Origin of the sequence: Paenibacillus aestuarii (assembly GCF_027789125.1) — a bacterium.
In the GTDB taxonomy this organism is placed as follows: Bacteria; Bacillota; Bacilli; order Paenibacillales; family NBRC-103111; genus Paenibacillus_E; species Paenibacillus_E aestuarii.
Genome location: NZ_JAQFVF010000033.1, coordinates 145,327 through 169,903 on the forward strand (window position 1 = coordinate 145,327; position 24,577 = coordinate 169,903).

Genomic DNA, 24,577 nt, shown 5'->3' on the forward strand with positions numbered 1-24,577 from the left:
AGTTGCTGATGAGCGTCTGCGAGGACTATAATAGGAGCAGCATGCGCATTTGAAGGAAAGGGATGAGTAAATTGACTCCATCCACATTTATATACACATCCAACCATGAAGAGGATACGGATAAACTGGGCAGGCTGCTCAGCGCTTATTTAATGCCGGGAGCCATCATTACGCTCGACGGGGATTTGGGAGCAGGGAAGACGAGGTTCTCCCAAGGCTTCGCCAGAGCCATGGGCATCACCGAAGTCGTAAACTCACCGACGTTTACAATTGTAAAAGAGTACGAGGGACAATCGCTCCCTTTTTACCATATGGACATGTATCGCATAAACCAAGTGGAAGCCGACGATCTCGGGCTCGACGAATACTTCTACGGATCAGGCGTGACTTTGATCGAATGGTCCAGTCTGATCGAAGATCTGCTGCCGCCGGAGAGGCTTTCGATTACAATCGCCTATCAGGGCGAGCAATCAAGATTATTTCAGCTGACTCCGCATGGAGAGCCGTATCATAGCTGGTGCGTACAAATGAAGGAGAACGGACATTTACAATGACAGCAACTACACATCATCAACAAGGCCTTTTGCTTGCCATCGATACCTCGACAGCATCGATGACAGTGGCCGTATTAAATAACGGACAAATGATCGGAGAACTCAGTTCCCACGCTGAACGAAACCATTCCATCGGGCTTCTGCCGAACATCCAGAAGCTTCTTGGCGATCTTGGGCTAAAGCCTAAAGATCTGCAAGCTGTCGCCGTCGGACAAGGCCCCGGCTCTTACACCGGTGTGCGCATTGGCGTCTCCGTAGCCAAGACGTTCGCCTGGTCGCTGGGCCTGGATCTGATCGGTGTCTCCAGCTTGGAGGCGATGGCGCTAGGCGCCAGTGCGAAGACAGAAACCAAGAGCAATCAGACGACGGTCGTGAAATGGTTCGTGCCTTTAATGGATGCCAGACGTTCGCAGGCGTTTACAGCTGTGTATGAGGAGCGTGTGGCAGGCGTGGAGAAGTCCTGGCACAGCATAATGCCGGATGGCATTCGGGTTATGGCGCCCTGGACCGAGCAGCTGTTGGCTTTAGCTGCAGAAGCCGGGCAGGAGGGGCCGCAGGAAATCATTTTCCTGGGTGAAACCGAAGGGTTTGCCGCCCCAATCGATCAGTTTGCCAGCCAGTGGAGCGGGAACGTCCAGGTGCTGCCTTACAGCATGGAAGCACAGTATGTAGGACTGCTGGCTTATCCGAAGCTTGCTGCAGGCGAGCATGCAGAGGTTCACACCTTCGTGCCGAACTATACGCAGCTGCCGGAAGCGGAAGTGAACTTGCAGGCGAAGCTGAAGCAGCAGAAAGGGGAGGTGTAACCATGGAGCAGCGGCAGCAGGAGATTCCGGAATCTTCGTTAGTGTTCCGGTCCATGCGTCAGGAGGATATTCCCTTTATCTGTGAGATTGAAAAAGAAGCTTTCACGACGCCTTGGACAGAAGGCGCATTTTATAATGAATTGACGAACAATCAATTTGCTCACTATATGATTATGGATATTGACGGTGAAGTTGCCGGCTATGGCGGCATGTGGCTTATCATGGAAGAAGCCCACGTCACCAATGTCGCTGTCCGCGACAAATACCGCGGGCGTAAGCTCGGCGAGCGCCTGATGCGTGAGCTGATGCATACAGCGGCTTTTTTGCGAGCGATCCGCATGACGCTGGAAGTTCGTGCATCGAATTATGTGGCACAAAATTTGTATGAGAAACTCGGCTTTCGCTCTGTAGGCGTCCGTAGAGGCTACTACACGGACAATAGAGAGGATGCCATCATTATGTGGGCGGATTTGCCCAAGTCCAAGAGCAGAAGGGATAGTCTCGAAGACTGAGACCAGGTGAAGAAGTTGACAGAGCAACCAAACAACCATTTAACAAACGATCCATCCAACGATTCGGCGAAGCCCGTATATATTATGGCCATTGAAACAAGCTGTGACGAGACGTCTGTCGCCATTGTCGAAAATGGCCTAGTGATCCGCTCGAACGTCGTTTCGAGCCAGATTGAAACGCACCAGCGCTATGGCGGCGTGGTGCCGGAAGTCGCTTCCCGAAAGCATGTGGAGTCGATCACATGGATGCTGCAGGAAGCGGTGGAGGAGGCGGGCGTCGCGCTTAGCGAGCTGTCCGCCATTGCCGTTACGCAGGGGCCCGGCCTTGTCGGCTCCCTGCTCGTCGGCGTCGTCGCCGGCAAAGCGTTAGCCTGCGCGCTGGAACTGCCGCTGATCGGTGTGCATCACATCGCCGGTCATATTTATGCCAACCAGCTCGTGCATGAGCTGGAGTATCCGTTGATCGCTTTGGTGGTGTCCGGCGGACACACGGAGCTGATCCATATGGAAGGCCCGGGCCAATTCCGCATCATTGGCCGGACCCGCGACGATGCCGCAGGCGAAGCCTACGACAAAGTCGCCAGAGCGATGGGCCTGCCGTACCCCGGCGGCCCGCATGTCGATCGGCTTGCACAGGAAGCCGATCAGGAGATTCCGATGCCGCGGGCTTGGCTCGAGGCAGACTCCTACGACTTCAGCTTCAGCGGCTTGAAATCCGCGGTGCTGAACGTCGTGAATCAGTCCAAGATGCGCGGCGAAGCACTCCAAACCACGCAAATCGCCAAAGGCTTCCAAGAATCCGTCATCGACGTTCTTGTGGAGAAAGCGTCCCGCGCCGTCAAGGAGTTCGGCGCGAAGCAATTGCTGCTCGCGGGTGGTGTGGCCGCGAATAAGGGTCTGCGCAGCCGTCTGAGTGAGCGCTGCGAAGAGCTGGGCGTCCCGCTGCTGGTGCCGCCGCTGAGCCTTTGCACAGACAACGCGGCGATGATTGCTGCCGCCGCGTTCCTGAAGTGGGACCAGCAGTCGTTCAGCGAGCTGGATCTGAAGGCAGAACCGTTATTGAAGCTGGAAGAGTGGTAAACTTATAAAGAGGGTGACTCCTCAGCCAATAGTCTTGGCTGAGGGGTCACCCTCTTTTTTCGATCCTGCAAAACAGCCGCCAACTCCCGCTATTCATTTTCTCCTACGAATATTTTTCCATCCCCCTACTGCTGCTACTATTTGGAGAAGAAGTGAAACTAATGCCCATTGATTTCTACTTTGTATGACCACCCACGCGGTTACAAGCAAAGAACATAAAATAATTCCAAGATAAAAATATTTTGTTGATTTCTGAGCTTTTTTTGCTTTCAAATCATAGAAATACAAAATTAAAAAAATGATGAGAAATACTATAATCGAAACCGCATAAACAGTCATTAAGATCTCCTAACTAGTTAATTTGCAGTTGACTCGAAATAGGTAACTGGTAACCAATGCAAATTAAGAGTTATACCACGGCCTTTATTGTTATTTGACATTGATATCGCTAGTAAGTTTGCACCCGCAGCTACAATAAGGGATGTTGCCGATGCTACCTGTCCTCCCGGTATTAAACCAGCAACTGCGGCAACAAGTCCAGCAACAGCTTCTGTTTGTTGCAATGCCTGGATGTGAGCAAGTGTTTCGGCTTGAGTAAAGTTATCGCCACTCCCCACCAATAAGTACTCCAAGTCCAAAAGTAGCGTAAACATCACTATCAACCATATTCCTTGCAGTAGGATCGATGTACAGAAAATTATCAGATCCGAAGGAGATATATGTGTTCATTGTTGGAACCGACTCTAATACTTTTGAAGAGGCTTAGCTTTCCCCTATTGAAAATACTCGTTCTGTAGAGGCTGAATCCACTTGATTATTTAGTTCTGGAGCCGAAGCCGATGCAGAACCTGCAACTGCAGATAAAGATATGATACCGCTTGCAATCATTAACAAACCATTTTTCATACTTAAACATCTCCTTTTTTGAAGCAGTGATCCTAATCTTTACAAAGGGGAAATTCCCCACAAAATTAAGATATTCCTTCAAAAAATACATATTAATCCAATTTTTGAAACATCTCCGATCTTGCATCCCTGCCACAAAATCCTACCGAAATTGCAATAAGCATCGGCCTTTTTCCCTTACCCGATCGTTTTCACCATCGTCACGGACATGGTTGCATGTTTATGGTCGTACGTTAACTTGTCAAATACTTCATACATAATCATAATGCCTCGGCCAGAGCCCATGTCAAAACCAGATTCCCAGTCCTCAGTTTCCGCTTTGAACTTCCATTCCGACGGATCAAATGCGACGTATTTAATTTATAAATACTTTGTAAACGATTACGACTCAAAGGATGAACGGCGAGCTGCTGCTATTCTCGTATGGAAAATTAAATTTTCTGACAATGCATATTGACTTCGTAAAATTGCCATATTATAATCACAATCAATACTTCAAAACGCAAAGAACGGGAATAGTAAGGAAGATCAGTTTCGCTCAGAGAGCTGCGCGGTTGGTGAAAGCGCGGACGAAACATCGCCTGAACTCGCCCGGGAGCGGCAAGTCTGATGAGGATGCCAAGGATCCAGCAGCCCCGTAGGTCTTGACGGTTGACCCCCGTGATTGGGTACATGAGTGGTTTCGAGCCTATGCTCGGATCAATTAGAGTGGTACCGCGGAAGGTGATAAGCCTGTCGTCTCTTATACAGAGATGGCAGGCTTTTTTGATGTCATGAAATATGAATGAGTGAACATACGCATAGAGCACAACGCAATGAACAAGAGTAGTAAGGGTTCCAATAGCCGGTACAGAAAGCTGCGGGAAGATGCGACGCAGTCCGAGTAAACCCTGAACTCGCTTGGAAGCGGCCGTTCTGAGCGGTCTCATCACGAGACCGTTAGGAGCGGACGGTTAACCTCCGTGATCGGGTGACATAGAGCGGAAAGCCGCTGTATGTCTGAGGTGGATTTCCCGCGAACGCGGAGAAGTCAACAAGAGTGGTACCGCGCTGGGTGAAGACCTGTCGTCTCTTTGATGGAGATGGCAGGTCTTTTTGTCGCTATTTAACATGAACCGGGAAGCTGCCAAATCGTATGGACAGCACAATCCCTATAATCTGAGGAGGAATTTAACTATGGAAAACATTCAAAACCGACGCATTCGCATTTTTGACACGACGCTGAGAGATGGAGAGCAGGCGCCAGGAGCATCGCTGTATCCGGAAGAAAAAATTCGCATCGCCAGACAATTGGCGAAGATGGGCGTAGACACTATCGAACCGGGATTCCCGATCTCTAGTCCGGGGGATTTCCAAGCGGTCCAGCAGATCTCACGCGAGCTGCATAACGTGGAAATCTGCGGCTTCGCCCGCGCCATGAAGGCGGATATCGACGCAGCAGTGCGCGCGACACAGGATGCGGCGCAGCGGCGCATTCACATGTTCCTGTCGTCTTCGGATATCCATCTGGACTTCCAGCTGCGCAAGTCCCGCCAGCAAGTCGTCGAGATGGCGCGCAGCATGGTCGCCTATGCGAAGCAGTTCGTGGACCGGATCGAATTCTCGCCGATGGATGCGACCCGCACAGGGGACGAATTCTTGTTCGAAGTGCTCGAAGCGGTCATCGCCGAAGGCGCGACGATCCTGAACATTCCGGATACTGTCGGCTACGCGCTTCCGGAGGAATACGGCAATATGTTCCGCCGTGTGCGCCAAAGCGTCAGAGGCGGCGACACCGTCGAATACAGTGCGCACTGTCACAACGACCTGGGCCTTGCTGTCGCCAACAGTCTTGCCGCTATTGCAGCCGGTGTTACGCACGTCGAAGTGACTGTGAACGGCGTCGGTGAACGCGCGGGCAACTGCTCGCTGGAAGAGCTGGTCATGGCGATTGAAACGCGCAAGATGACGATGGGCGTGGAAACCGGCATCATCACGAGCGAAGTGTTCAATACGTCCAAAATGGTCAGCCGCATCATGGGCTTCCCAATTGCGTATAATAAGCCGATTGTCGGACGCAATGCGTTCCAGCACGAAGCAGGCATTCACCAGGATGGCTTGCTGAAAAACCGCAGCACCTACGAAATCATGGATCCCGAGAAGCTGGGCATTCCGCGCTCAATGATCATTCTTGGCAAACACTCGGGCCGCCATGCGCTGAAGCATCGGGTCGGACAGTTCGGGGTCGAGCTGACGGCAGAAGAATTGGACGCTCTGTACACTCGGTTCAAAGAAAAAGCGGATGAGCAAAAAATCGTCACGGACGATCAATTGATGGAGCTGGTAGGCGCTACGGTAGAAGGTCACATGGAAGCTTTCACACTTACACATGTGCATGTGGTCAGCAGCAGCGACCGTGAACGGATCGCATCCGTCTCGGTGCGAAACAATGAAACAGGTGAAGAGCAAGCGTTCTCCGGGAGCGGTGAAGGTCCGATTGAAGCGATTGTCCAAAGTTTGAGCCAGGCCATGCCGATGAACGTTGTGTTCTCCGATCTGGAGCTGCACTCCTTATCTACAGGGGAGAAAGCGACAGGGGAGGCTGAGGTGACCATCTCGGTGAACGGGGAAACGTTCAAAAATACGGGGATCGATCAAGATATTTTGGTCGCAATCGCAAAAGCCTATGTCTCTGCCTGCAACCAGGCGGCACGTGTTCAACGCCAATCAGAGGCTGGGGCTACAGCATCGTCAGCATCCTAAAGTATTAATTGTGAGAAAACTTAGATATATACACAACTTGTGAGCAAAGTTATTCACAGGTCCTGTGTATAATGTGAATAACTTCTGTAAAGTCAATGCTACCAAGCTTTTCAGGAGTCCACAAAATCGAATAACTTTTTCGCGTTTTTTTGTGGATAATGTGGATAAAATTGTGGAAAACGGAAAAAAGGCTGAAAGAGAGGGACATTGTCCCTCTCTTTTTATGTGGATAACGATCTGAATAAGTGAATAAGTGAAAATACGGCCCGCGTAAATTTTCGGAACAATCTTGCAGTGGATAGGTTTCCAGCTGGATGAAAATGCTAATAGCAAAATATCCGGAGGATTGCCATGCAATGGAAAAACCTTTTGAAAGTTGTGGGTATTAGTTTAAGTCTGCTGCAGTTGTCCACAAGTGCGGCAGCCGCGACAAATTTGTTTTCGTCTACTTCGACTCCCGAGCCGTTTCTGTCCACCTCGCCTGCTTCCTATCCACAGGGTAAACAAGTTTATGTTGTCTCAATCCCAGGCTTATCGTTTTTGGAACTTGAGCGTTCTCTTCTAACGAGGCTGCCCAATTTGCAGCGTCTGACAGAGCAAGGCGCTGTCGGGGCCATGAATATTCGCACGTCGACCCGGTCCATGCGCGACGTGTATGCCACGATCGGCGCAGGTGTATCGGCTGTTGGTGGAAAGGATGTGCAAGGTTACGCTAGTTATGAATGGCTGGATCATTCGCAAGCTGTGGATAGGCGAAACAGATTGCTCGGCGGATTGACGCAAGGCGCGCCTGAGTTGATTGTGCCTGACATGGCGATGCTGGAGCGTGCCAACCAGAGCATGCATATCGATTCCATGCCCGGAGCTTTGGGGGAAGCCTTCAAAAAGCATGGAGTCCAGCGTGTCGTATGGGGCAGTAGCGACCTAGGGCTTTTAATGGCAAAAGGCACTCCGCTGCGAAGGTACAGCCCACTCATGCTTATGGATGCTGAAGGGACTGTGGATAAAGGGGATCTTGGTAGAGCAGCTCATGTACAAGCTGTGGATAGACCATACGGTGTCAGGACGAATTATGCACAGCTTCAGGCGTGGCTGGATCAAGCGAATGACCGAGCAACCGCAGAAGGCCGGATCACGCTGATAGAACTTGGGGATTTGTACAGGCTGTACACAGAGAAAAAATACTACCGCGAAGCGCGCTTCCTAGAGCTGCATGAGCAAATCCTGCAGGAACAGGATCAGTGGCTCGGTGCGCTGATGGCACGGATGAAAGCGGAAGACAGCCTGTGGGTCTTTTCGCCGGAGGTGAACAGTAAAGCGGCCAGCGCCAAAGCCTGGCTATCTCCGGTCATCAGCTATAAGTCAGGCGGCGGGCGCAGCGTGGGACTCTTGACCTCGGAATCGACGCGGCGGAGCGGCGTTGTGACGGCGCAGGATTTTACGGCAGCATTGCTTGCGGAATTCAACATTCAGCTGCCCGAGGGGATGGCGGGGCAAGTCGCCACTGCTGAAATCCGACAATCTGGAGCCTGGCCAACCCTACTGGAAGAGATGAAGCGCATGCAGACGATCTACCGGCTTCGGCCGGAGCTGCTGTATCCGTTTGTCACGTTTGAAATGATCGTACTGCTAGGTGGTCTGCTCACTTTGTTCATCATTAAAAAAGGGACTTGGCTCAACCGTTATGTGGGCAGTACCGGCAGGTCGGGGAGGGGGCTGCTGGGGCAGCGGATTGTCCGCAGCGCGCTCTATTCGCTGTTAACAGCACCGCTCCTGATGCTGCTGCTTGGGCTGCTCGTTGCTCCTATAACGCAGCAGCTGAATATCCAAAGCGCAATCGCCGTGCTGGAGGCGATCTTTGTTATCGGGACGGCGCTGCTTTCGCTAGCGCTGCATAGACTTCCGCTAGCCGCTGTGATGGCGTGGCTAGGTACCGGGACAGCGCTGATGATTACGCTGGACGGCAGCACAGGAGCCCATGCGATGAAATATTCACCGCTGAGCTATGACCCGATGATCGGTGCCCGTTACTACGGCATCGGCAATGAATATATGGGCGTGATGATCGGCGCCCTCATCCTCGGCGTGACGGCGGCCCTGCAGCGCCGTCACGATCGCGAGCCCGCCCTGCATGGCGGCGGGCAAGGCGAATCAGCTCCGCGCACACTGGCGGAGCTGGAAACAGCCGCGGCGGCGGAAGCCCCGCCCGCGGCAGCCAAGCCCGCGCGCACCGTCTGGATGGCGGCCTGCGCGGCGTTCCTTCTCGTGACGGTGTGCCTGGCGGCACCGTCACTCGGCGCGAACGCGGGCGGCGCACTTAGCGCTGCCGTCGCGTTCGGCGTCGCCGGCGTGCTCATCACCGCCGGCAGCCGTTGGCGCGAGCGCCGCCTAAGCAGGGGCATAGCCCTGCTGGCGGCACTGCTCGCGCTCGGTTTTGTCGCGCTGTGGCTGCTCAACAGCGCTGATTCTCCCGTGGCCGCAGCACGGGAGAGCCATGTCGGGCGCGCATTTCACGCGCTGCGCGACGGGCGCTTCGATCAGATCGGACACCTGATCGAGCGCAAGCTGCGGATGAATGTGCACCTCTTGCGCGCATCCGCCTGGAGCAAAGTGCTCATCACCAGCTTGCTGGTGATGGCCGTGCTCGTGTTGCGCCCGCGCGGGCGGCTGCAGCTGTGGCAGCACAAATACCCGTACTGGATGTACGGGTTCTCGGCCAATATGTGCGGAGCCATAGCAGCACTGCTGCTGAATGACTCCGGTATCGTTGCGGCGGCGACGCTGATTATCTTCGTCGCGGTGCCGATGCTGCTGCTGCGGCTGGAGGAAGAAGCTTAAGCCATCAGCGCTTCCCATTCTTCGTAGCAGGCCGTTAGCTCGCTCTTCTTCTGATCGACGGCGGCCGTTTTTTCTTGCACGAGTACATAATTGTTGTACACGTCAGGATCGGCCAGCGCGGCCTCGAGTGCAGCCACTTCATCTTCCAGACGAGCAATGTCCTGTTCCAATTGCTCGATTTTACGCTGGCGGCTGCGCTCTTCGCGCTTCGCCAGCTTATCGGCTTCATAGCTGCCGGTGCCTCCGGCCGCTGCTTTCACATCTATGCCGCCAGCTGGATGGCTGGCGGCTTTCTTTTCCGCTTCCTTGGCCTGGCGCGCCGCTTCCATCTCGGCCAACTCCGCTTTTTTCTCCATATAATCGTCGTAATTGCCCAAGAAGCTGATGACCCCGTTCGGATGCAGCTCCAGCATGCTTTCCGCCATTTTGTTCAAGAAATAACGGTCGTGTGAAATAAACAGCAGGGTGCCTTCATAATCCATCAAAGCGGACTCCAGCACTTCTTTACTATATAAATCAAGATGGTTGGTAGGCTCGTCCAAAATGAGGACGTTCGCCTTCTGCAGCATTAGCTTGGCCAGCGCGACCCGGGCCTTTTCGCCGCCGCTTAAGGATGCGACCTTTTTAAATACATCTTCGCCGCTGAACAAAAAGTTGCCAAGCACAGTGCGGATGCGTGCCTCTTCCAGGTGCGGATACAAGCCCCATACTTCTTCAAGCACCGTATTGGCAGGATTCAAACCGGTCTGCTCTTGATCGTAATATCCAATTGTCACATTGGTTCCCCATTTGAACGTACCGGCGTCTTGCGTATGCTGGCTGATCAAAGTCTTCAGCAGGGTCGATTTGCCGACACCGTTAGGCCCGATCAAGGCGGCTGTTTCGGAGCGACGAAGCTGGAAGGAGACATCTTCCAGCAGGCGCTTTTTGCCGTCGTAAGAAATCGCCAGCCTGTCGACCTGCAGCACTTCTTTCCCGGAAGTTTGCTCAATCTCAAAGGAGAACGAGGCACGCTTCAGATCGCCCATCGGCTTGTCCAGCCGGTCCATTTTTTCCAACTGTTTGCGGCGGCTTTGCGCCCGTTTCGTCGTCGAGGCGCGCACGATGTTGCGTTGAACGAAATCTTCCAGCTTGGCGATCTCTTCCTGCTGTTTCTCATACTGCTTCATTTCAATGTCATAGTTGGCTTCTTTAAGTTCAATAAAACGTGTGTAATTGCCCGTATACCGTTTAGAGGCATTGCGTTCAATTTCATAAATGGACGTGACCAGCGCATCAAGGAAAAAGCGGTCGTGGGACACGACGAGAATCGCGCCCGGGTAACCGCGCAAATAGCCCTCCAGCCAGGTGAGCGTCGGAATGTCCAAATGGTTAGTCGGCTCGTCCAGCATGAGCAGGTCGGGCTCTTCCAGCAGCATTTTGGCCAGCGCGAGCCTTGTCTTTTGCCCCCCGCTGAGTGTTGCTACGAGCGTATCCGGTGGAAATTGGCCAAAGCCCATACCGTGAAGAATACCACGGATCTTGGCCTCGATTTCGTAGCCGCCTTGCTCCCGGAACCATTCGGAACGCTGCGCATAGCGGTTCATGGTGGCTTCGTATTTTTTCTCGTCTGCGGCCAAGTTCGGATCCGCCATTTGCGCTTCCAGCTCGCGAATCTCTTTCTCGACTTCGAGAAGCGAAGTAAAGACGCTCAGCAGCTCGTTCCAGATTGACTTATCTGTCTGCAAGCCGCTGTTTTGGCGCAGATAACCAATTTTTGTTTCTTTGGCTTTGAAAATATCGCCGCTGTCGTAAGACATCTCGCCTGCGATAATTTGCAGCAGGGTCGATTTCCCCGCGCCGTTCACACCGACAAGGCCGATGCGCTCCCTGTTTTCAATTTGCAGCGTTATATTGGAGAGAATGGAGCGGACTCCATAGCTTTTAGAAAGATTCGAAACTTGCAATAGCATGTGACCTGCTACCTCCTGCTTTATCAAAAATCCCATCAATTCACTAGTATACACCATGCGAGCAAGCATCGTATGCTTAATTTTATTGGATGAAATGGACGGAGGCGCAGAAACTATGAAGCGAACTCAGCGAGTGCATTTAACGATATTGGCCGGTTTGCTGCTTTTGCTGATCCTGCAACCTTCCGCCTCTTATATAGGAAGCGCTATTTCTAATAACCATTCGCTTCCGGCCAATGTACCGGCTACACCTGCATCCTTCACGATAATGACATTTAATATTCATCATGGAGAAGGTTTAGATGGTAAAGTAAATTTGTACCGGATTGCCGATCTGCTGAAGCAGCAGCATGCCGATGTCATCGCCCTTCAGGAAGTGGACCGTTACCGGCTCCGCAGCGGCTTTGTCGATCAGGCTGGGGAACTTGCTGCGCTGCTGGGCATGCATGTTGTTTTTTCACCTAGTTTAACCTATTCGATCGGAGAATACGGCAATGCGATTCTTAGCCGTTACCCTATTGAACTCACCAGCCGCACTCCCTTGCCTGGGGATCAGGAGCCTCGAAGCTTGCTTACGGCAACTATTCGAATCGGAAATGCTGACATTCAGATAGCCAATACGCATCTGGGTCTGTCGGCCCATGATCGCAGCGTTCAGCTTACAGCTTGTGCACAGACGCTCACGGGCATACAAGGGCCGCTCGTCATTGTAGGGGATTTTAATACGCCATCCGCCCCGCAGCAGCTGGCAGCTCGGCTTCATGCTGTCCAACCGCTGGCGCTGGGAAGCGGAATGGGTTCAACTTTTGACGGCGGTGGGGCGATCGATTCCATTATATCCAGCTTGCCTGCGCTGCAGCCTGCATGGACGGTGCGAAGCGAGGCGTCCGATCATTATCCAGTTGTGGCGCGCCTTCAGCTGGGGTCCGTCTTGCGAGTATAGTTTTTTTCCTTGTTTATGTTAAAATGGGGGAAACCACTTCTCGTTAAGGAAGGGCTGAGCCGTGATGAACATCCGAGAGCGGAAAATTGAGTTGCGCAAGGAGATGGAAGCGAAGCGTTCCTCCTTAGCGACTGACGAACGGAAAGCTAAAGAACAACAGATTCATGATAGATTGGTGAAGCTAAGTCAAGACCAATGGCTCGGAGAAGCCGGAGCGACATTACTGACATATATGCCGATCCGTTCGGAGCCGAATGTTGCTCCTTTTATGGAATGGTGTTGGCAGCAGGGGATTCGCGTGCTTTTGCCGAAAGTTATAACAGCGACGAAAACGATGGATTTGCATATTGTAGAGAGTTATGAGGATTTGGAGGACGGAGCTTATGGCATCCGTGAACCGCGGACCGATGCGCCGGCATTGACAGATTTGTCGGAAATCTCGATGATTCTCATACCGGGCCTTGCCTTTGATACGGACTTCGGAAGATTGGGGTACGGCGGCGGGTTTTATGACCGATTCATGCAATTGTTCGCGGCGCGTGGGTTGAAGCGACCTTTGGCCATTGCCGCTGCTTTCGACTTGCAATTGATCCCACAAGTGCCTTCATCCTGGCATGATTTCCGGGTGGACGGTCTGGTTACAGAAAGCAAATTGATGATGAAAAGCGAATCCTGACAGAAAAGAGGCGAGTAGGCTGAACGATGCCCGAGAGCTGACTCATTTCAATGAACAAGGACGAGCCCGGATGGTGGACATTTCGGACAAAACGGAAACGAAACGTTCCGCTACCGCTCGTTCCGCATTGATCATGAATGAAGCGACACTAACATTAATCAAAGAAGGCAAAATGAAAAAAGGCGACGTGCTGGCCGTAGCTCAAGTAGCTGGCATCATGGCCGCCAAGAAAACCGCCGACTGGATTCCGATGTGCCATCCGATTCCGCTGACGGGCATCGATATTCAGTTTAGCGACAATGGCAGCAATGAACTTTACATAGAAGCAACTGTACGTACGACAGGATTGACCGGTGTTGAGATGGAGGCGCTGACGGCCGTTTCTGCGGCAGCTCTAACCGTCTATGACATGTGCAAAGCGGTGGAGAAGGATATGGTGATTAGCTCTACGATGCTTATGACCAAAACCGGAGGCAAGAACGGAGATTTTCACAGAAACGCATAAAGTAGTGGGGCTATCTCATTCAGTTCAAGGGAGAGGTGACAAGGATGCGCTGGAAAGTTGCGATTTTGACAGCCAGTGACCGTGGTTACCGGGGTGAGAGAGAGGACACAAGCGCTCAGGTAATCCGCGAGCTGGTCGAGGAAGAGATTCAAGGCGAAATTATCGAGTACCGGGTCGTTCCGGATGAGATGGACGAAATTATGGCTTCATTAATTGAGATGACGGATTACTACCAAGCAGATTTGATCTTGACGACCGGTGGTACCGGACTCGCGCCGCGCGACGTGACGCCAGAGGCGACGCTGAACGTGATTGACCGCGTCGCTCCAGGTTTCGCGGAGGCCATGCGCATGATTTCGATGCAAAAAACGCCGAGAGCCATGCTGTCGCGCGCAGTATCCGGGATTCGCGGACGCACGCTGATCATTAACCTGCCGGGCAGTCCCAAAGGCGTGCAGGAGAATTTGATGGCGATCATCGACCAGCTGCCGCATGCGCTGGCGATCTTAACGGGCAAAGAAGGCGATCACGGATGATGAAACCGGAGTCGATGCTGCGCGAAGTAAAAGTTGAAGATGCGGTAGGCATGATCCTGCCGCATGATCTTACGCAAATCTTGCCGGGAACGTTCAAAGGACGGTTGTTCCGCAAAGGTCATCAAGTGACCGAGGCAGACATTCCGGCGCTGCTGAGTATCGGCAAAGAGCATATTTATGCGATGGAGCTGCAGGAAGGCTATTTGCATGAAGACGAGGCTGCTATACGTATGGCGCGCGCTATTGCAGGCGAACATGTAGTTCTGACCGAGCCTCATGAGGGCAAGGTGAATGTGAAATCAGCGATTGATGGCCTTGTGAAAATCAATCGGGCCTTTGTCGATCACGTGAATGCGATCGATCAAATCGTCATGTCGACCGTGCGTTCCAATACGGTTGTGAAACAAGGCGCTTCCCTCGTCGGCACGCGGGTCATTCCGCTGATTGTCGAGGAAGCGAAGATTGTCGAAATTGAGCGGCTGGCTGCCGACATGCGTGCTGAAGGCGCTGTGTTGGTCGAAGTGAAGCCGTTCAGGAAGCTGCGCGTCGGAGTGATTACGACGGGCAGCGAGGTGTTTAAGGGGCGAATTCAAGATAAATTCGGCCCGATTGTCCGGGAGAAGGTCGCGCAGCTCGGCTCTGAGGTTGTTGTGGGGCGCCTCGTGACGGATGACAGCGAGGCGATTGTTCGGGAAATCCACGCGGTGCAGGCGCTGGGTGTGGATTTGATCTTGGTCACCGGCGGCATGTCGGTGGACCCGGACGACCGTACTCCAGGCGCGATTAAGCAGGCCGGCGCGCGTGTGGTCAGCTACGGCACGCCGATGCTGCCGGGGTCGATGCTGATGATCGCCTATCTGGGCGATGTGCCGGTAATGGGGCTGCCGGGTTGTGTGATGCATGACCCGTACACGTCTTTTGATGTGCTGCTCCCACGCATCTGCGCGGGCGAAGAGATTACACGCAGCGACATTACTGAGATGGGATATGGCGGTTTTTATCAGTGTTAGCGCGGACTTAGCCGCGTAATTAGGCTGCGCTGACAAAGTTCGGCAGTTTTTCCCGGGAAATAATGTCCGAAAAACGGGGAACATGCTAAAGTTGTAGTTCGATATTTTTGCCTCGCTGGCGGGTGGCGGCGCTCCTAAAGCGTCAAAAATGCTTTAGAACAACTCGCGTATGCCCGGAGGTGCTGTAGAGCGTCGAATCCGCTTTAGAGCAGCTGCGGGCGTGTCGAAAAGGTGTTGTAAAGCGGTAAGCCTCTTTACAGCTGTTGGGCTGCGCACGCGTAAAGAGCATGGTTCTGACAACGGAGACGCACTTGTACGGGTTTATATTTTTCTGCAACGTTTACTTTCGCTTTTCGTTTGGAGATGACAACTTTATGTTTCAAAATATCGGCTTCACTGAAATTTTGTTGATTGCGGTCGTGGCCCTGATCCTATTCGGGCCGCAAAAATTGCCTGAACTCGGGCGCACGCTGGGGCGTGCGATCTTCGAGTTCAAGAAGAGCACGCGCGACCTGCTGAGCGACGCGCCTGCTTCACCGCCGGCGACCGCCACGCCGCCGGCTCCAGCTGCGCCGCAGCCAAGCGTAGCGGCGCCTGCTGAGGTGCCCGCCGCCACGACGGAAGCGGCGGGTTCGACTGAGGCTGCAGCAGCGCAGCCTGCAGCCCCTGCGGCGAAGGCGCCGAGCAATCCGCGGCGCCTGCCAGACTAGGCGTCCGGACGGAGGTCCGGCCGCGCCGTTTTTTTCATTTCCCTATTTAGGCTGGTGAACCATGACTACGAACGAAGAAATGTCGCTGGTGGAGCATCTGGGTGAGCTTCGTAAGCGATTGATGTCGATATTGATCGTATTGGTGATCGGCATGGTCGGCGGTCTGATTGCGGCCAAACCGATCATCCGTTATTTGAAAAACATTCCGCCAGCAAGCGGAATCGGTTGGAACGTATTTTCGCCATGGGACGCGCTGCGTCTTTATATGAACTTTGGACTGGCCGTGGGGGCTTTGATTACGCTTCCCGTTGCGCTCTATCATATCTGGGCGTTCGTCAAACCAGGCTTGCATGAAACCGAGCAAAAAGCATCGGTTATATATATTCCGGCAGCTTTTGTGCTATTTTTGCTGGGCATTGCATTCGGATATTTTGTTGTGTTCCCGATGGCCTTTTACTTTACGTCTTCGATCAGTAAGAGTCTGGACATTACCGAGATGTACGGCGCCGCGCAATATTTCTCATTTATGTTCAACATCATTCTTCCGCTGGCCCTTGTTTTCGAGATGCCGATTGTCGTCATGTTTTTGACGAAGATCCGTCTGTTGAACCCAAAGCGGCTGCACAAATTACGGAGATATGCCTATATGTTGATGGTTGTTTTGGCGACGATCATCACACCGCCTGATGCCATTTCGGCCATTCTTGTATCAATTCCACTTATTATTTTGTATGAATTCAGTGTGTTCTTGTCGGGGATTATCTATCGGAAGCAGCTGGTTCAGGATGCGGAGTGGGAGCGCGAGTATGGTGCGAAATAAGCGCCGAGGCTCACACCAGCCAGACAGTCTGCTAGTCGAAAGCAGGCTGTTTTTTGTTTATTTAAACCTTCTGTAAAGGAGAGAATATTTATTTGCTGTTTGGGTAGAATGAGGTGGGTGCTCGAAAGATTGAAAAATGTGTAAAAGGACTTGCAAAAACTGTTTGATTTGATTATCATAAGAATTGTTGTTAGCACTAAAGAGGTTCGAGTGCTAAAGTAGCAACCAATACACCTATTACCCATTCCTGAAGGAGGCTATTTTCCATGATCAGACCGTTAGGTGATCGCGTAGTCATTGAAGCCATTGCGAAAGAGGAGACAACTGCGAGCGGCATCGTGCTGCCAGATTCAGCTAAGGAAAAACCGCAAGAAGGTAAAGTACTTGCTGTAGGCGCAGGCGCTATTAAAGATGGAGTTCGCGTTTCGCTGGAAGTTAAAGAAGGCGACCGCATCATTTTCTCCAAATACGCTGGAACTGAAGTGAAATACGAAGGCCGCGAACTGTTGATCTTGCGCGAAAGCGATATTCTCGCTGTACTAGCCTAATTTAGCAGGCCTATAGATCGAAGTATACTTAGTTTTTTCGTAAAGCAACTTACTTATGTACATTAATTATTCCGAGGAGGTTTCCTAATCATGGCAAAAGATATTAAGTTCAGTGAAGACGCACGCCGCGCGATGCTTCGCGGGGTTGATGCATTGGCAAATGCCGTTAAAGTAACCTTGGGTCCTAAAGGCCGCAACGTAGTTTTGGAGAAAAAATTCGGCAGCCCGCTGATCACTAACGACGGTGTAACAATCGCGAAAGAGATCGAGCTTGAAGATGCATTCGAGAACATGGGTGCTCAACTGGTTAAAGAAGTAGCTACAAAAACAAACGATGTTGCCGGTGACGGTACAACAACTGCAACAGTTCTGGCTCAAGCGATGATTCGCGAAGGTCTGAAAAACGTTACTGCAGGCGCAAACCCAATGGTTATCCGCAAAGGTATCGACAAAGCGGTTAGAGCTGCTGTTGATGAATTGAAAGTGATCGCGAAGCCGATCGAAGGCAAGCAATCCATCGCGCAAGTAGCTTCCATCTCCGCTGCTGACGAAGAAGTGGGCGAACTGATCGCTGAAGCTATGGACAAAGTAGGCAACGATGGCGTAATCACAGTTGAAGAATCCAAAGGATTCGCAACTGAGCTTGAAGTTGTAGAAGGTATGCAATTCGACCGCGGTTACGTTTCTCCATACATGGTTACTGACACTGACAAATTGGAAGCAGTTCTGGATAACCCATACATTCTCGTTACTGACAAAAAGATCTCCAACATCCAAGAGATCCTGCCAGTTCTGGAGAAAGTGGTTCAATCCGGCAAACAACTTCTGATCATCGCTGAAGACGTAGAAGGAGAAGCGCAAGCGACCCTGATCGTCAACAAATTGCGTGGAACTTTCACATGCGTAGCAGTTAAAGCTCCTGGCTTCGGCGACCGCCGCAAAGCTATGCTGGGCGACATCGCTGCTCTGACTGGCGCGCAAGTGATCACTGAAGAGCTTGGCTTGGATCTGAAATCCACGAAGCCTGAGCAACTGGGTAGCGCTCGTCAAATTCGCGTGACGAAAGAAAACACAATCATCGTGGATGGCGCTGGCGACAAGAAAGACATCGGCGCACGCGTAACTCAAATCCGCGCACAACTGGAAGAAACAACTTCCGATTTCGATAAAGAAAAACTGCAAGAGCGTCTGGCTAAACTTGCTGGCGGCGTAGCTGTTATCAAAGTTGGCGCAGCGACTGAAACTGAGCTGAAAGAGCGCAAACTGCGCATCGAAGATGCTCTGAACGCAACTCGCGCAGCGGTTGAAGAAGGTATCGTTTCTGGCGGTGGTACTGCCCTCGTGAACGTGTACAACGCTGTAGCTAAGGTAGTTGCTTCCGGCGACGAGCAAACAGGCGTAAACATCATCCTGCGCGCTTTGGAAGAGCCTGTTCGCACTATCGCAGCTAACGCTGGTCAAGAAGGCTCCGTTATCGTTGAGCGCTTGAAAAACGAAAAAGTCGGCGTTGGTTACAATGCTGCTTCCGGCGAGTGGGTAAACATGTTCGAAGCAGGTATCGTTGACCCTGCGAAAGTGACACGCACGGCTCTGCAAAACGCAGCTTCCGTAGCGGCTATGTTCTTGACAACTGAGGCTGTCATCGCTGACAAGCCTGAAAAAGATAAGCCAGGCATGCCTGATATGGGCGGCATGGGCGGTATGGGCGGCATGATGTAAAAAAGGCCATTAGCCCATCAGGTATATAATCATCAAGACCTCTCAGGAAAACTGAGAGGTTTTTTATTATGTTCCGATTTTTTTAACACTATTGATGCTTTATGGTGCACTGATTCTTATAGAGTTCCGCTTTTATAAATTTAATAGGTCATAAGTAACGGAATGAATGCTTATCTACTAATGCTTAAGGTATAAAGCTTTTAAAATGGCGGCTTTGCTACAAAGAAAGCGATTCATCGCAAATGTGTCAATATTTGTATATATATGTCATTTACCTTTACTGCTTAATACTGTATCCTAGAACATAGATTAAAAAATTAAAAATGGTTATGGGGTTGTGGGGTAGAAAAATATGCATATAAACTTATTAGATTTTGATCAAGTGCTTTTTTATACCAGGGATGCATTAACACGAGTTTATCAGGAAGCTTTTCGATTACATGGATTTTCTATTACTGAAGAGCAGTTAATGGAAATTGAGGGGCAATCCATCGTTGATCTATTCGATAAACTAAATATTCAAGATGACAGTATACGTACCAACATACGCAGATACAAAAAAGATAACTACAAATCTTATTTTAAGTATATTATTCCTAATTTAGACTTGATTAATATGCCAGATAAAGTGATCGTTTCCAATGCTAGTAGTGAAGATATTGCTGAAATACTCACTTACTATAATATCACGGATGTCATGGGGATTATTGGTAGAGACTTGGTAGAAAGAATGAAGCCTCACCCGGATCCTTATGTAAAAGCTATTCATACGTTTCCTGCAGAGAGCTATACTATTTATGAAGACAGTGATACAGGGCTTGCTGCCGCCGAAGCTGCAATAAAAGCTGTTGGTTCTAGATATAAGATTAATATTATAAAAGTAGAATTAGAAGTATCCGAACTCAAAGGAGGCAGCGGTCAACTAATACGTAAACTGAATAATAAAATAGATAAGATCACAGAAACTAATTCTGCATTAATGACTTTAATGAGAAACAGCATTCCTGTTCCTGAAATATATTTCTCAAACAATGATAAGATTATTATGGACTATGTGGATGGGGACTTGTTATGTAACCAATATTCTAATGAAAAACATTTTAAAAAGTTAATGGCCTTACAAGATAATATAAAGAAGATCAATTACATTAACGGTTGTTCTACAGATACATATGTTAGAAGGCTAGAAAGCCATAGTAAGTATTTTTCAGCTGACTCTGAGTTAACTTATACGTTTAATTATTGCTCTAGATATTTACTTGAACATCAGGAGATTTTTAATCGTGAGAGGTCTTTTTGTCATGGGGATTTCACTCTCTCTAATATAATCGTTAAAGATAATGACCTTATTGTTATTGATCCCAATATTAATGAGAATACCATGAGTAGTTGGCTGTTAGATATTTCTAAACTTCTGCAATCAACGAGGGGATATGAGTACGTTTTTGGTATTTCGAATAAAGCGAATGATCTGGAGTTAACTGGTCTTCGGAAGAATATCATGAATTCTCTTTCTCCCGAACTTGTTCCCCTCGTGGAAATACTTGAATTAAGCCATTGGCTAAGAATGTTAAAGTATAAAAAAGAAATAGGGCACAATGATTTTCTTAAAGCTCGAGATATGACAATAACTATTTTAAAGGAGTTAAAATCCAATTCATGGCAAACTCAGCTGTTATACTAGCAGGCGGATTAAGTACTCGATATGGCAAAAATAAAATTCTTGAAGAGTTTAAAGGAAAGACATTAATTGATTATAGTTTAGAGTTTTGCGATGAAAATAATATCAATAAAAAAGTTGTGGTTTACTACGACGAATCCATTGCCTATTACTTGAAAGAGAAATATCGCGATCTCATTGAAAAAGGCCAACTTGTAATAGTCAAACGCCCCAATTCGCCCGAAGGGACAGGAATGTCCCTTAGAACTGGGGCCGAAATGGCTAACGATCGATTCATCGTTTTATTTGGTGATAACTACTATAAAGGAAAAATAAATGATATTAGCGATCAAAATATAGCCACATACTTGAATAAAAATGAAGATGAAAAAAATCTTCGTTTTGCGGCGATCGTTGGAAACAATATCATTGAAAAACCTCATAATTACAAAAGTGGCCCATTCTTCACCGGATATATGATTCTCAATAAAAATGACGTACTAAACCAGCCTGTTGTCTTATCGAAAAGAGGAGAAGTGGAAATTACGGATATTTTTAACAATTGTAAGAATAAAAAGGTCATAGAGTTAGACATTTCATGGGAGGAAATCACGTACATTGAAGATTACAGTAAAATGGAATCATATATTCTACAAAATAACAAAAAACAATAAGGTGCGATTATGAAGCTTTTGAAATACGTAATACCTACGGTAATTGCAATTTTGGCACTTTCACTTTCTTTTTATACTGAAAAATTCTTTAGGGTAGGACAGCCAACACAAATCTTCACTTACTATTCTTCAAAGTTAATCTATTTTCTTTTTATCTTTTTCGGCTCTAAATTTCTTTATCACTTCGGGTCTTTTTTAATAAAAAAGGACCTATTTTATTTGAAATGGGGACGTAATTTTATTTTTCATTTGGTCCCTTTGATAGTGGCATTAATTTTTGCATGGCCTGGTATCTTCGTATGGGATGAATTTGGAACTTATGATTATGCTAGTAGATTCATTCTTGATAATTGGCAGTCCTATCTAACTGTTTACTACTATATTATTAATCTTTATATCTTCCCTTCTGTTGGGACAATTGTATTGGTGAACATTGTAATTTTTTCTTTAGTTAGCTCTTGGATTATTACACACTTAACAATTTCGTTGTCCAATATTAAATTGAGATGGTTACTATTCCTTTTTACTGGAATAGGATTTCTATCACCGGCTATATTGTTTAGTTTATTAATGACCTACAGAAGTTCTATGATAGCCTCGTTTGAATTGTTGCTATGTGGGTTGTTATATTTATTAGCTCGAAAGAAAATACAAATCAATCTACCTAAATTGATACTAATTTGTCTACTTACCGTAATACTTTCTGTTTGGCGAAAAGAAGGAATTTATCATTTAATTTTGGTTCCATTATTTTTATTAGTTTTTTTCCGTCACTACTTAAATAGGAAGACCTTAGTATGCTTTTTCATTGCTGTTTTAGGGGGATATTTTATTTTAGATGTTGCATACTCTCACTTCACAAACCAGCAGAATACTACAATGGATACAATGAGGTATGAATTAACAGCCTATATGAACCCCCTTTCTAATATTCTAGCGGATAAAAATGCTTCTATTGATGCCACAGCTATCGTTACTTTTAATAAAGTTATTGATGTTGAGAAAACTAAGCAGCTTTCTTATCATTATGAATCTCCTAGTTTTTGGGATGGTGGCGTTCGAGAGAAATTTACTAGCAGCGACCTCCGCGCTTTCAAGAGGGCATATTGGAAGACTGTATGGGCCAATAAAGATATATTTGTTTCAGCTCGATTAAGAACGATGCTTGGCGCTTCAGGATTTTCAATTAAAGGGTATTACCCCAGCAGTAGTATATATAATTATTTGTCTGGTATAAAGAGTAGAGAGGGAGATTTTAGTAGAGACACTGTTCTTACACAAAAATTGAATTATCCAATTAATCTATGGCTGGATTCAAAAATCGTCAGTTATCTTGAATTTTCAAAGAAGCATTTGATTGTTTTTTGGAATTTCACCCCCCTACTTTTGATACTGCTGGTAATATTTATTAGAACATTTAGTTTTAAAAATCCCCTTGTATGGATTAATACAATTGTATTGGCGAGAATTCCAGTATTATTTGTTCTGGAGCCAGGAAGTTATTTTATGTATTATTATCCAATGTATTTAAGCGGAGTATATATAATCTTCATTTATTTAATAGAAAAAGCAAGTTACAATGTTTCCAGAGGTGTCTCGCATGGATAAGATTTTGCTGTTTATTCCTATGTATAATTGCCAATCACAAATTTATAGGGTTTTGGAAAAAGTAAGTAAGTCTTCGGTTTATGATCTAGTCACCGAAATCATAGTAATAGATAATCATTCTAAAGATGATTCACTACAAATCGCACAGCAAGCAATCAATAAATTCCAGATGACTAAGTGCTTGTTAACTCAAAATATACAAAACGTAGGTTTAGGTGGATCCCATAAATCAGCTTTTAAGTATGCTGAATTGCACGGTTTTGATTACCTTATTGTATTACATGGGGATGATCAAGGTAATATTAACGATTTTGCTCAGATAATAGTAAATAAGTTGTATCAAAAATATGATGCGATCCTTGGTTCAAGATTCTCCAAAGGTTCTCGGACAGTGGGATACTCTAAGTTCCGGATATTTGGGAATCATGTTTTCAATACATTGATTTCAATTATTTGTTTCAAAACAATAAATGATCTGGGCTCCGGATTGAATATGTATAAAGTCTCAAGTTTAAAATATTCCATAACCTTTCCAGATAATCTTATTTTTAATGTCTTTATGTTAATGGCACATGTTTCATATGGACAAAGGATTGTTTTTTTGCCAATCACATGGACAGAAGAAGATCAAGTTTCAAATGTTAAGATGTTCAGTCAGACTCTCGAAATGTCTAAATATTTACTAAAGTATTTTGTATACCGCAAATCTTTTTTAAATAAGGAACACAGAATCAATTCCAATTCTGAGTATGAGTTTAATATTATCTATCGGTTAGAATCATGAAAAAGCATATTAGCAACTTATGGTCATTTCAGTTTTTTCGCTTTCTGATCGTAGGTGGTTATAACGTGGTTTTTGGTTATGTGCTTACGATTATCTTATTAAAATTACTAGAGTTCTGGGGATTACATCAAAACTTTGTTTGCTTTGGGTTAGTTATTAATATTCCCATTCTCACGAGTACATTAGTTGGTATACCAATGGCTTATACGACTCAAACACTAATTGCTTTTCGGGAAAAATGGAAGCTCACCAAAATGCTTTTTTACCCAATAACCATAATTCCGAATCTAGGTATTCAACAAGTAACCTATTTTTACTTGAATCTTCTATTAAATGAAATAAAGCCATCCTATTTTAACCCTTACATCTCATATGCGTTTGCAACCATAGCTCCAATACCAATCATGTTTATTATGGTTAAATTTATTGTAACTAATAAAAAAAGGAATACACCTGCAAATGTTTCAAGCGATTATTAAATCGTATCAGTATTAAAACATGGGAAAGCGTGTAATCATCGCCCCATAAGTGAAAAGGCACCTCTGATGAGGTGCCTTTTGCTTTTGCTATGCCATGCAGTCAAGGGCCTGGCAATTCGCAGCCTGCTTGGACACCCGACCTAAGTAGGCTTGCTGCTTTGCCCAATTACTTACAGATAGGCCATCGTACACTCCTTGGACTAGGGGCAAACGTATACTAACACAAACCCAAATGAGGAGTGACTTATTCCATGGCTTATCAAGGTAATCAACCATATCAAGGTAAATTTCAATGTCCGCCCGCTGACCCGATTATGATGGATCCGCAACGGGTCGTTAGAGACTTCTATCACCCGCAGAAAGTGCAAGTTATTCACCCGATTCAAATCATCAACAGACATCACTGTGTGCCTGTATACGAGCATGTATACACATGCTCCGAGAAAGATGAATTCTGCGGCGGCCACCCGCATGAAGGTTTTCTTCGCAGATAAATAAGGAGCTGGGCATGGGCC

General features: G+C 48.0%; 25 protein-coding genes and 2 other annotated features. Of the genes, 21 read left to right on the forward strand and 4 right to left on the reverse strand.

What is annotated here, in order from left to right; translation table 11 throughout:
* Nucleotides 1-62: 62 nt before the first annotated feature.
* The 4 genes from tsaE (at nt 63) to tsaD (ending at nt 2,952) form a co-directional block, all read left to right on the forward strand.
* The gene (tsaE, locus tag O9139_RS15800; protein ID WP_270880429.1) at nt 63-554 is read left to right on the forward strand and encodes a tRNA (adenosine(37)-N6)-threonylcarbamoyltransferase complex ATPase subunit type 1 TsaE; all 492 of its coding nucleotides are present in this window, start codon (nt 63-65) and stop codon (nt 552-554) included.
* Nucleotides 551-1,360 (forward strand): tRNA (adenosine(37)-N6)-threonylcarbamoyltransferase complex dimerization subunit type 1 TsaB, encoded by an 810-nt coding sequence (tsaB, locus tag O9139_RS15805; protein WP_270880430.1) that lies wholly within the window; start codon nt 551-553, stop codon nt 1,358-1,360. The genes tsaE and tsaB overlap by 4 nt, the downstream gene beginning before the upstream one ends.
* A 2-nt stretch (nt 1,361-1,362) precedes the next feature.
* Nucleotides 1,363-1,872: a ribosomal protein S18-alanine N-acetyltransferase gene (gene rimI, locus O9139_RS15810; protein WP_270880431.1), complete on the forward strand. Its 510-nt coding sequence runs from the start codon at nt 1,363-1,365 to the stop codon at nt 1,870-1,872.
* 84 nt (nt 1,873-1,956) lie between these two features.
* A complete protein-coding gene (tsaD, locus tag O9139_RS15815) occupies nt 1,957-2,952 on the forward strand; it encodes a tRNA (adenosine(37)-N6)-threonylcarbamoyltransferase complex transferase subunit TsaD (protein WP_270880596.1) in 996 nt (331 codons plus the stop codon).
* Between the two features lie 93 nt (nt 2,953-3,045).
* On the opposite strand, the gene O9139_RS15820 is transcribed toward tsaD, so the two are convergent.
* The 3 genes from O9139_RS15820 to O9139_RS15830 form a co-directional block, all read right to left on the reverse strand.
* Entirely contained in the window at nt 3,046-3,291 is a 246-nt protein-coding gene (locus tag O9139_RS15820; RefSeq protein WP_270880432.1) for a hypothetical protein, read from the reverse strand.
* A 17-nt stretch (nt 3,292-3,308) separates the two neighbouring features.
* Nucleotides 3,309-3,605 (reverse strand): hypothetical protein, encoded by a 297-nt coding sequence (locus tag O9139_RS15825; RefSeq protein WP_270880433.1) that lies wholly within the window; start codon nt 3,603-3,605, stop codon nt 3,309-3,311.
* A gap of 109 nt (nt 3,606-3,714) precedes the next feature.
* Complete coding sequence (locus tag O9139_RS15830; RefSeq protein ID WP_270880434.1) at nt 3,715-3,858, reverse strand: hypothetical protein; 144 nt, start codon at nt 3,856-3,858, stop codon at nt 3,715-3,717.
* A gap of 496 nt (nt 3,859-4,354) precedes the next feature.
* Nucleotides 4,355-4,604: a binding site (T-box leader), on the forward strand.
* Between the two features lie 60 nt (nt 4,605-4,664).
* Nucleotides 4,665-4,934, forward strand: a binding site (T-box leader).
* Between the two features lie 100 nt (nt 4,935-5,034).
* Between O9139_RS15830 and O9139_RS15835 the strand changes: the two genes are divergently transcribed.
* Together O9139_RS15835 and O9139_RS15840 are read left to right on the forward strand one after the other, a co-directional pair.
* Nucleotides 5,035-6,600 carry a 2-isopropylmalate synthase gene (locus O9139_RS15835; RefSeq protein ID WP_270880435.1) on the forward strand — a complete coding sequence of 522 codons (1,566 nt, stop codon included), beginning with the start codon at nt 5,035-5,037 and terminating at the stop codon, nt 6,598-6,600.
* Between the two features lie 351 nt (nt 6,601-6,951).
* Nucleotides 6,952-9,438: a hypothetical protein gene (locus O9139_RS15840; RefSeq protein ID WP_270880436.1), complete on the forward strand. Its 2,487-nt coding sequence runs from the start codon at nt 6,952-6,954 to the stop codon at nt 9,436-9,438.
* On the opposite strand, the gene O9139_RS15845 is transcribed toward O9139_RS15840, so the two are convergent.
* Complete coding sequence (locus O9139_RS15845; protein WP_270880437.1) at nt 9,435-11,390, reverse strand: ABC-F family ATP-binding cassette domain-containing protein; 1,956 nt, start codon at nt 11,388-11,390, stop codon at nt 9,435-9,437. The two genes, O9139_RS15840 and O9139_RS15845, sit on opposite strands and share 4 nt — an antisense overlap.
* Before the next feature lie 115 nt (nt 11,391-11,505).
* Between O9139_RS15845 and O9139_RS15850 the strand changes: the two genes are divergently transcribed.
* The 15 genes from O9139_RS15850 (at nt 11,506) to O9139_RS15920 (ending at nt 24,556) form a co-directional block, all read left to right on the forward strand.
* Complete coding sequence (locus tag O9139_RS15850; protein WP_270880438.1) at nt 11,506-12,333, forward strand: endonuclease/exonuclease/phosphatase family protein; 828 nt, start codon at nt 11,506-11,508, stop codon at nt 12,331-12,333.
* 64 nt (nt 12,334-12,397) lie between these two features.
* Entirely contained in the window at nt 12,398-13,009 is a 612-nt protein-coding gene (locus O9139_RS15855) for a 5-formyltetrahydrofolate cyclo-ligase (protein WP_270880597.1), read from the forward strand.
* Between the two features lie 19 nt (nt 13,010-13,028).
* Nucleotides 13,029-13,514, forward strand: a complete 486-nt coding sequence (gene moaC, locus O9139_RS15860; RefSeq protein ID WP_270880598.1) for a cyclic pyranopterin monophosphate synthase MoaC — start codon at nt 13,029-13,031, stop codon at nt 13,512-13,514.
* 44 nt (nt 13,515-13,558) lie between these two features.
* The gene (mog, locus tag O9139_RS15865; protein ID WP_270880439.1) at nt 13,559-14,050 is read left to right on the forward strand and encodes a molybdopterin adenylyltransferase; all 492 of its coding nucleotides are present in this window, start codon (nt 13,559-13,561) and stop codon (nt 14,048-14,050) included.
* Nucleotides 14,050-15,060, forward strand: a complete 1,011-nt coding sequence (locus O9139_RS15870; RefSeq protein WP_270880599.1) for a molybdopterin-binding protein — start codon at nt 14,050-14,052, stop codon at nt 15,058-15,060. Before mog ends, O9139_RS15870 begins: the two co-directional genes overlap by 1 nt.
* A gap of 287 nt (nt 15,061-15,347) precedes the next feature.
* Nucleotides 15,348-15,770: a twin-arginine translocase TatA/TatE family subunit gene (locus O9139_RS15875; RefSeq protein WP_270880440.1), complete on the forward strand. Its 423-nt coding sequence runs from the start codon at nt 15,348-15,350 to the stop codon at nt 15,768-15,770.
* Between the two features lie 61 nt (nt 15,771-15,831).
* Nucleotides 15,832-16,590 carry a twin-arginine translocase subunit TatC gene (gene tatC, locus O9139_RS15880; protein WP_270880441.1) on the forward strand — a complete coding sequence of 253 codons (759 nt, stop codon included), beginning with the start codon at nt 15,832-15,834 and terminating at the stop codon, nt 16,588-16,590.
* A gap of 266 nt (nt 16,591-16,856) precedes the next feature.
* The gene (gene groES / locus O9139_RS15885; RefSeq protein WP_270880442.1) at nt 16,857-17,138 is read left to right on the forward strand and encodes a co-chaperone GroES; all 282 of its coding nucleotides are present in this window, start codon (nt 16,857-16,859) and stop codon (nt 17,136-17,138) included.
* A 90-nt stretch (nt 17,139-17,228) separates the two neighbouring features.
* Entirely contained in the window at nt 17,229-18,857 is a 1,629-nt protein-coding gene (gene groL / locus O9139_RS15890; RefSeq protein WP_270880443.1) for a chaperonin GroEL, read from the forward strand.
* A gap of 352 nt (nt 18,858-19,209) precedes the next feature.
* On the forward strand, nt 19,210-20,541 hold the full coding sequence (locus O9139_RS15895) for an HAD hydrolase-like protein (RefSeq protein ID WP_270880444.1): 1,332 nt from the start codon (nt 19,210-19,212) through the stop codon (nt 20,539-20,541).
* Nucleotides 20,517-21,191 carry an NTP transferase domain-containing protein gene (locus O9139_RS15900; RefSeq protein WP_270880445.1) on the forward strand — a complete coding sequence of 225 codons (675 nt, stop codon included), beginning with the start codon at nt 20,517-20,519 and terminating at the stop codon, nt 21,189-21,191. The genes O9139_RS15895 and O9139_RS15900 overlap by 25 nt, the downstream gene beginning before the upstream one ends.
* A gap of 9 nt (nt 21,192-21,200) precedes the next feature.
* Nucleotides 21,201-22,799, forward strand: coding sequence for a hypothetical protein (locus O9139_RS15905; RefSeq protein WP_270880446.1), 1,599 nt, complete (start codon nt 21,201-21,203; stop codon nt 22,797-22,799).
* Nucleotides 22,792-23,583, forward strand: coding sequence for a glycosyltransferase family 2 protein (locus O9139_RS15910; protein ID WP_270880447.1), 792 nt, complete (start codon nt 22,792-22,794; stop codon nt 23,581-23,583). The genes O9139_RS15905 and O9139_RS15910 overlap by 8 nt, the downstream gene beginning before the upstream one ends.
* Nucleotides 23,584-23,648: 65 nt before the next feature.
* Nucleotides 23,649-24,062 (forward strand): hypothetical protein, encoded by a 414-nt coding sequence (locus O9139_RS15915; RefSeq protein ID WP_270880448.1) that lies wholly within the window; start codon nt 23,649-23,651, stop codon nt 24,060-24,062.
* 251 nt (nt 24,063-24,313) lie between these two features.
* Nucleotides 24,314-24,556: a hypothetical protein gene (locus tag O9139_RS15920; protein ID WP_270880449.1), complete on the forward strand. Its 243-nt coding sequence runs from the start codon at nt 24,314-24,316 to the stop codon at nt 24,554-24,556.
* The last annotated feature ends 21 nt before the right edge of the window (nt 24,557-24,577 follow it).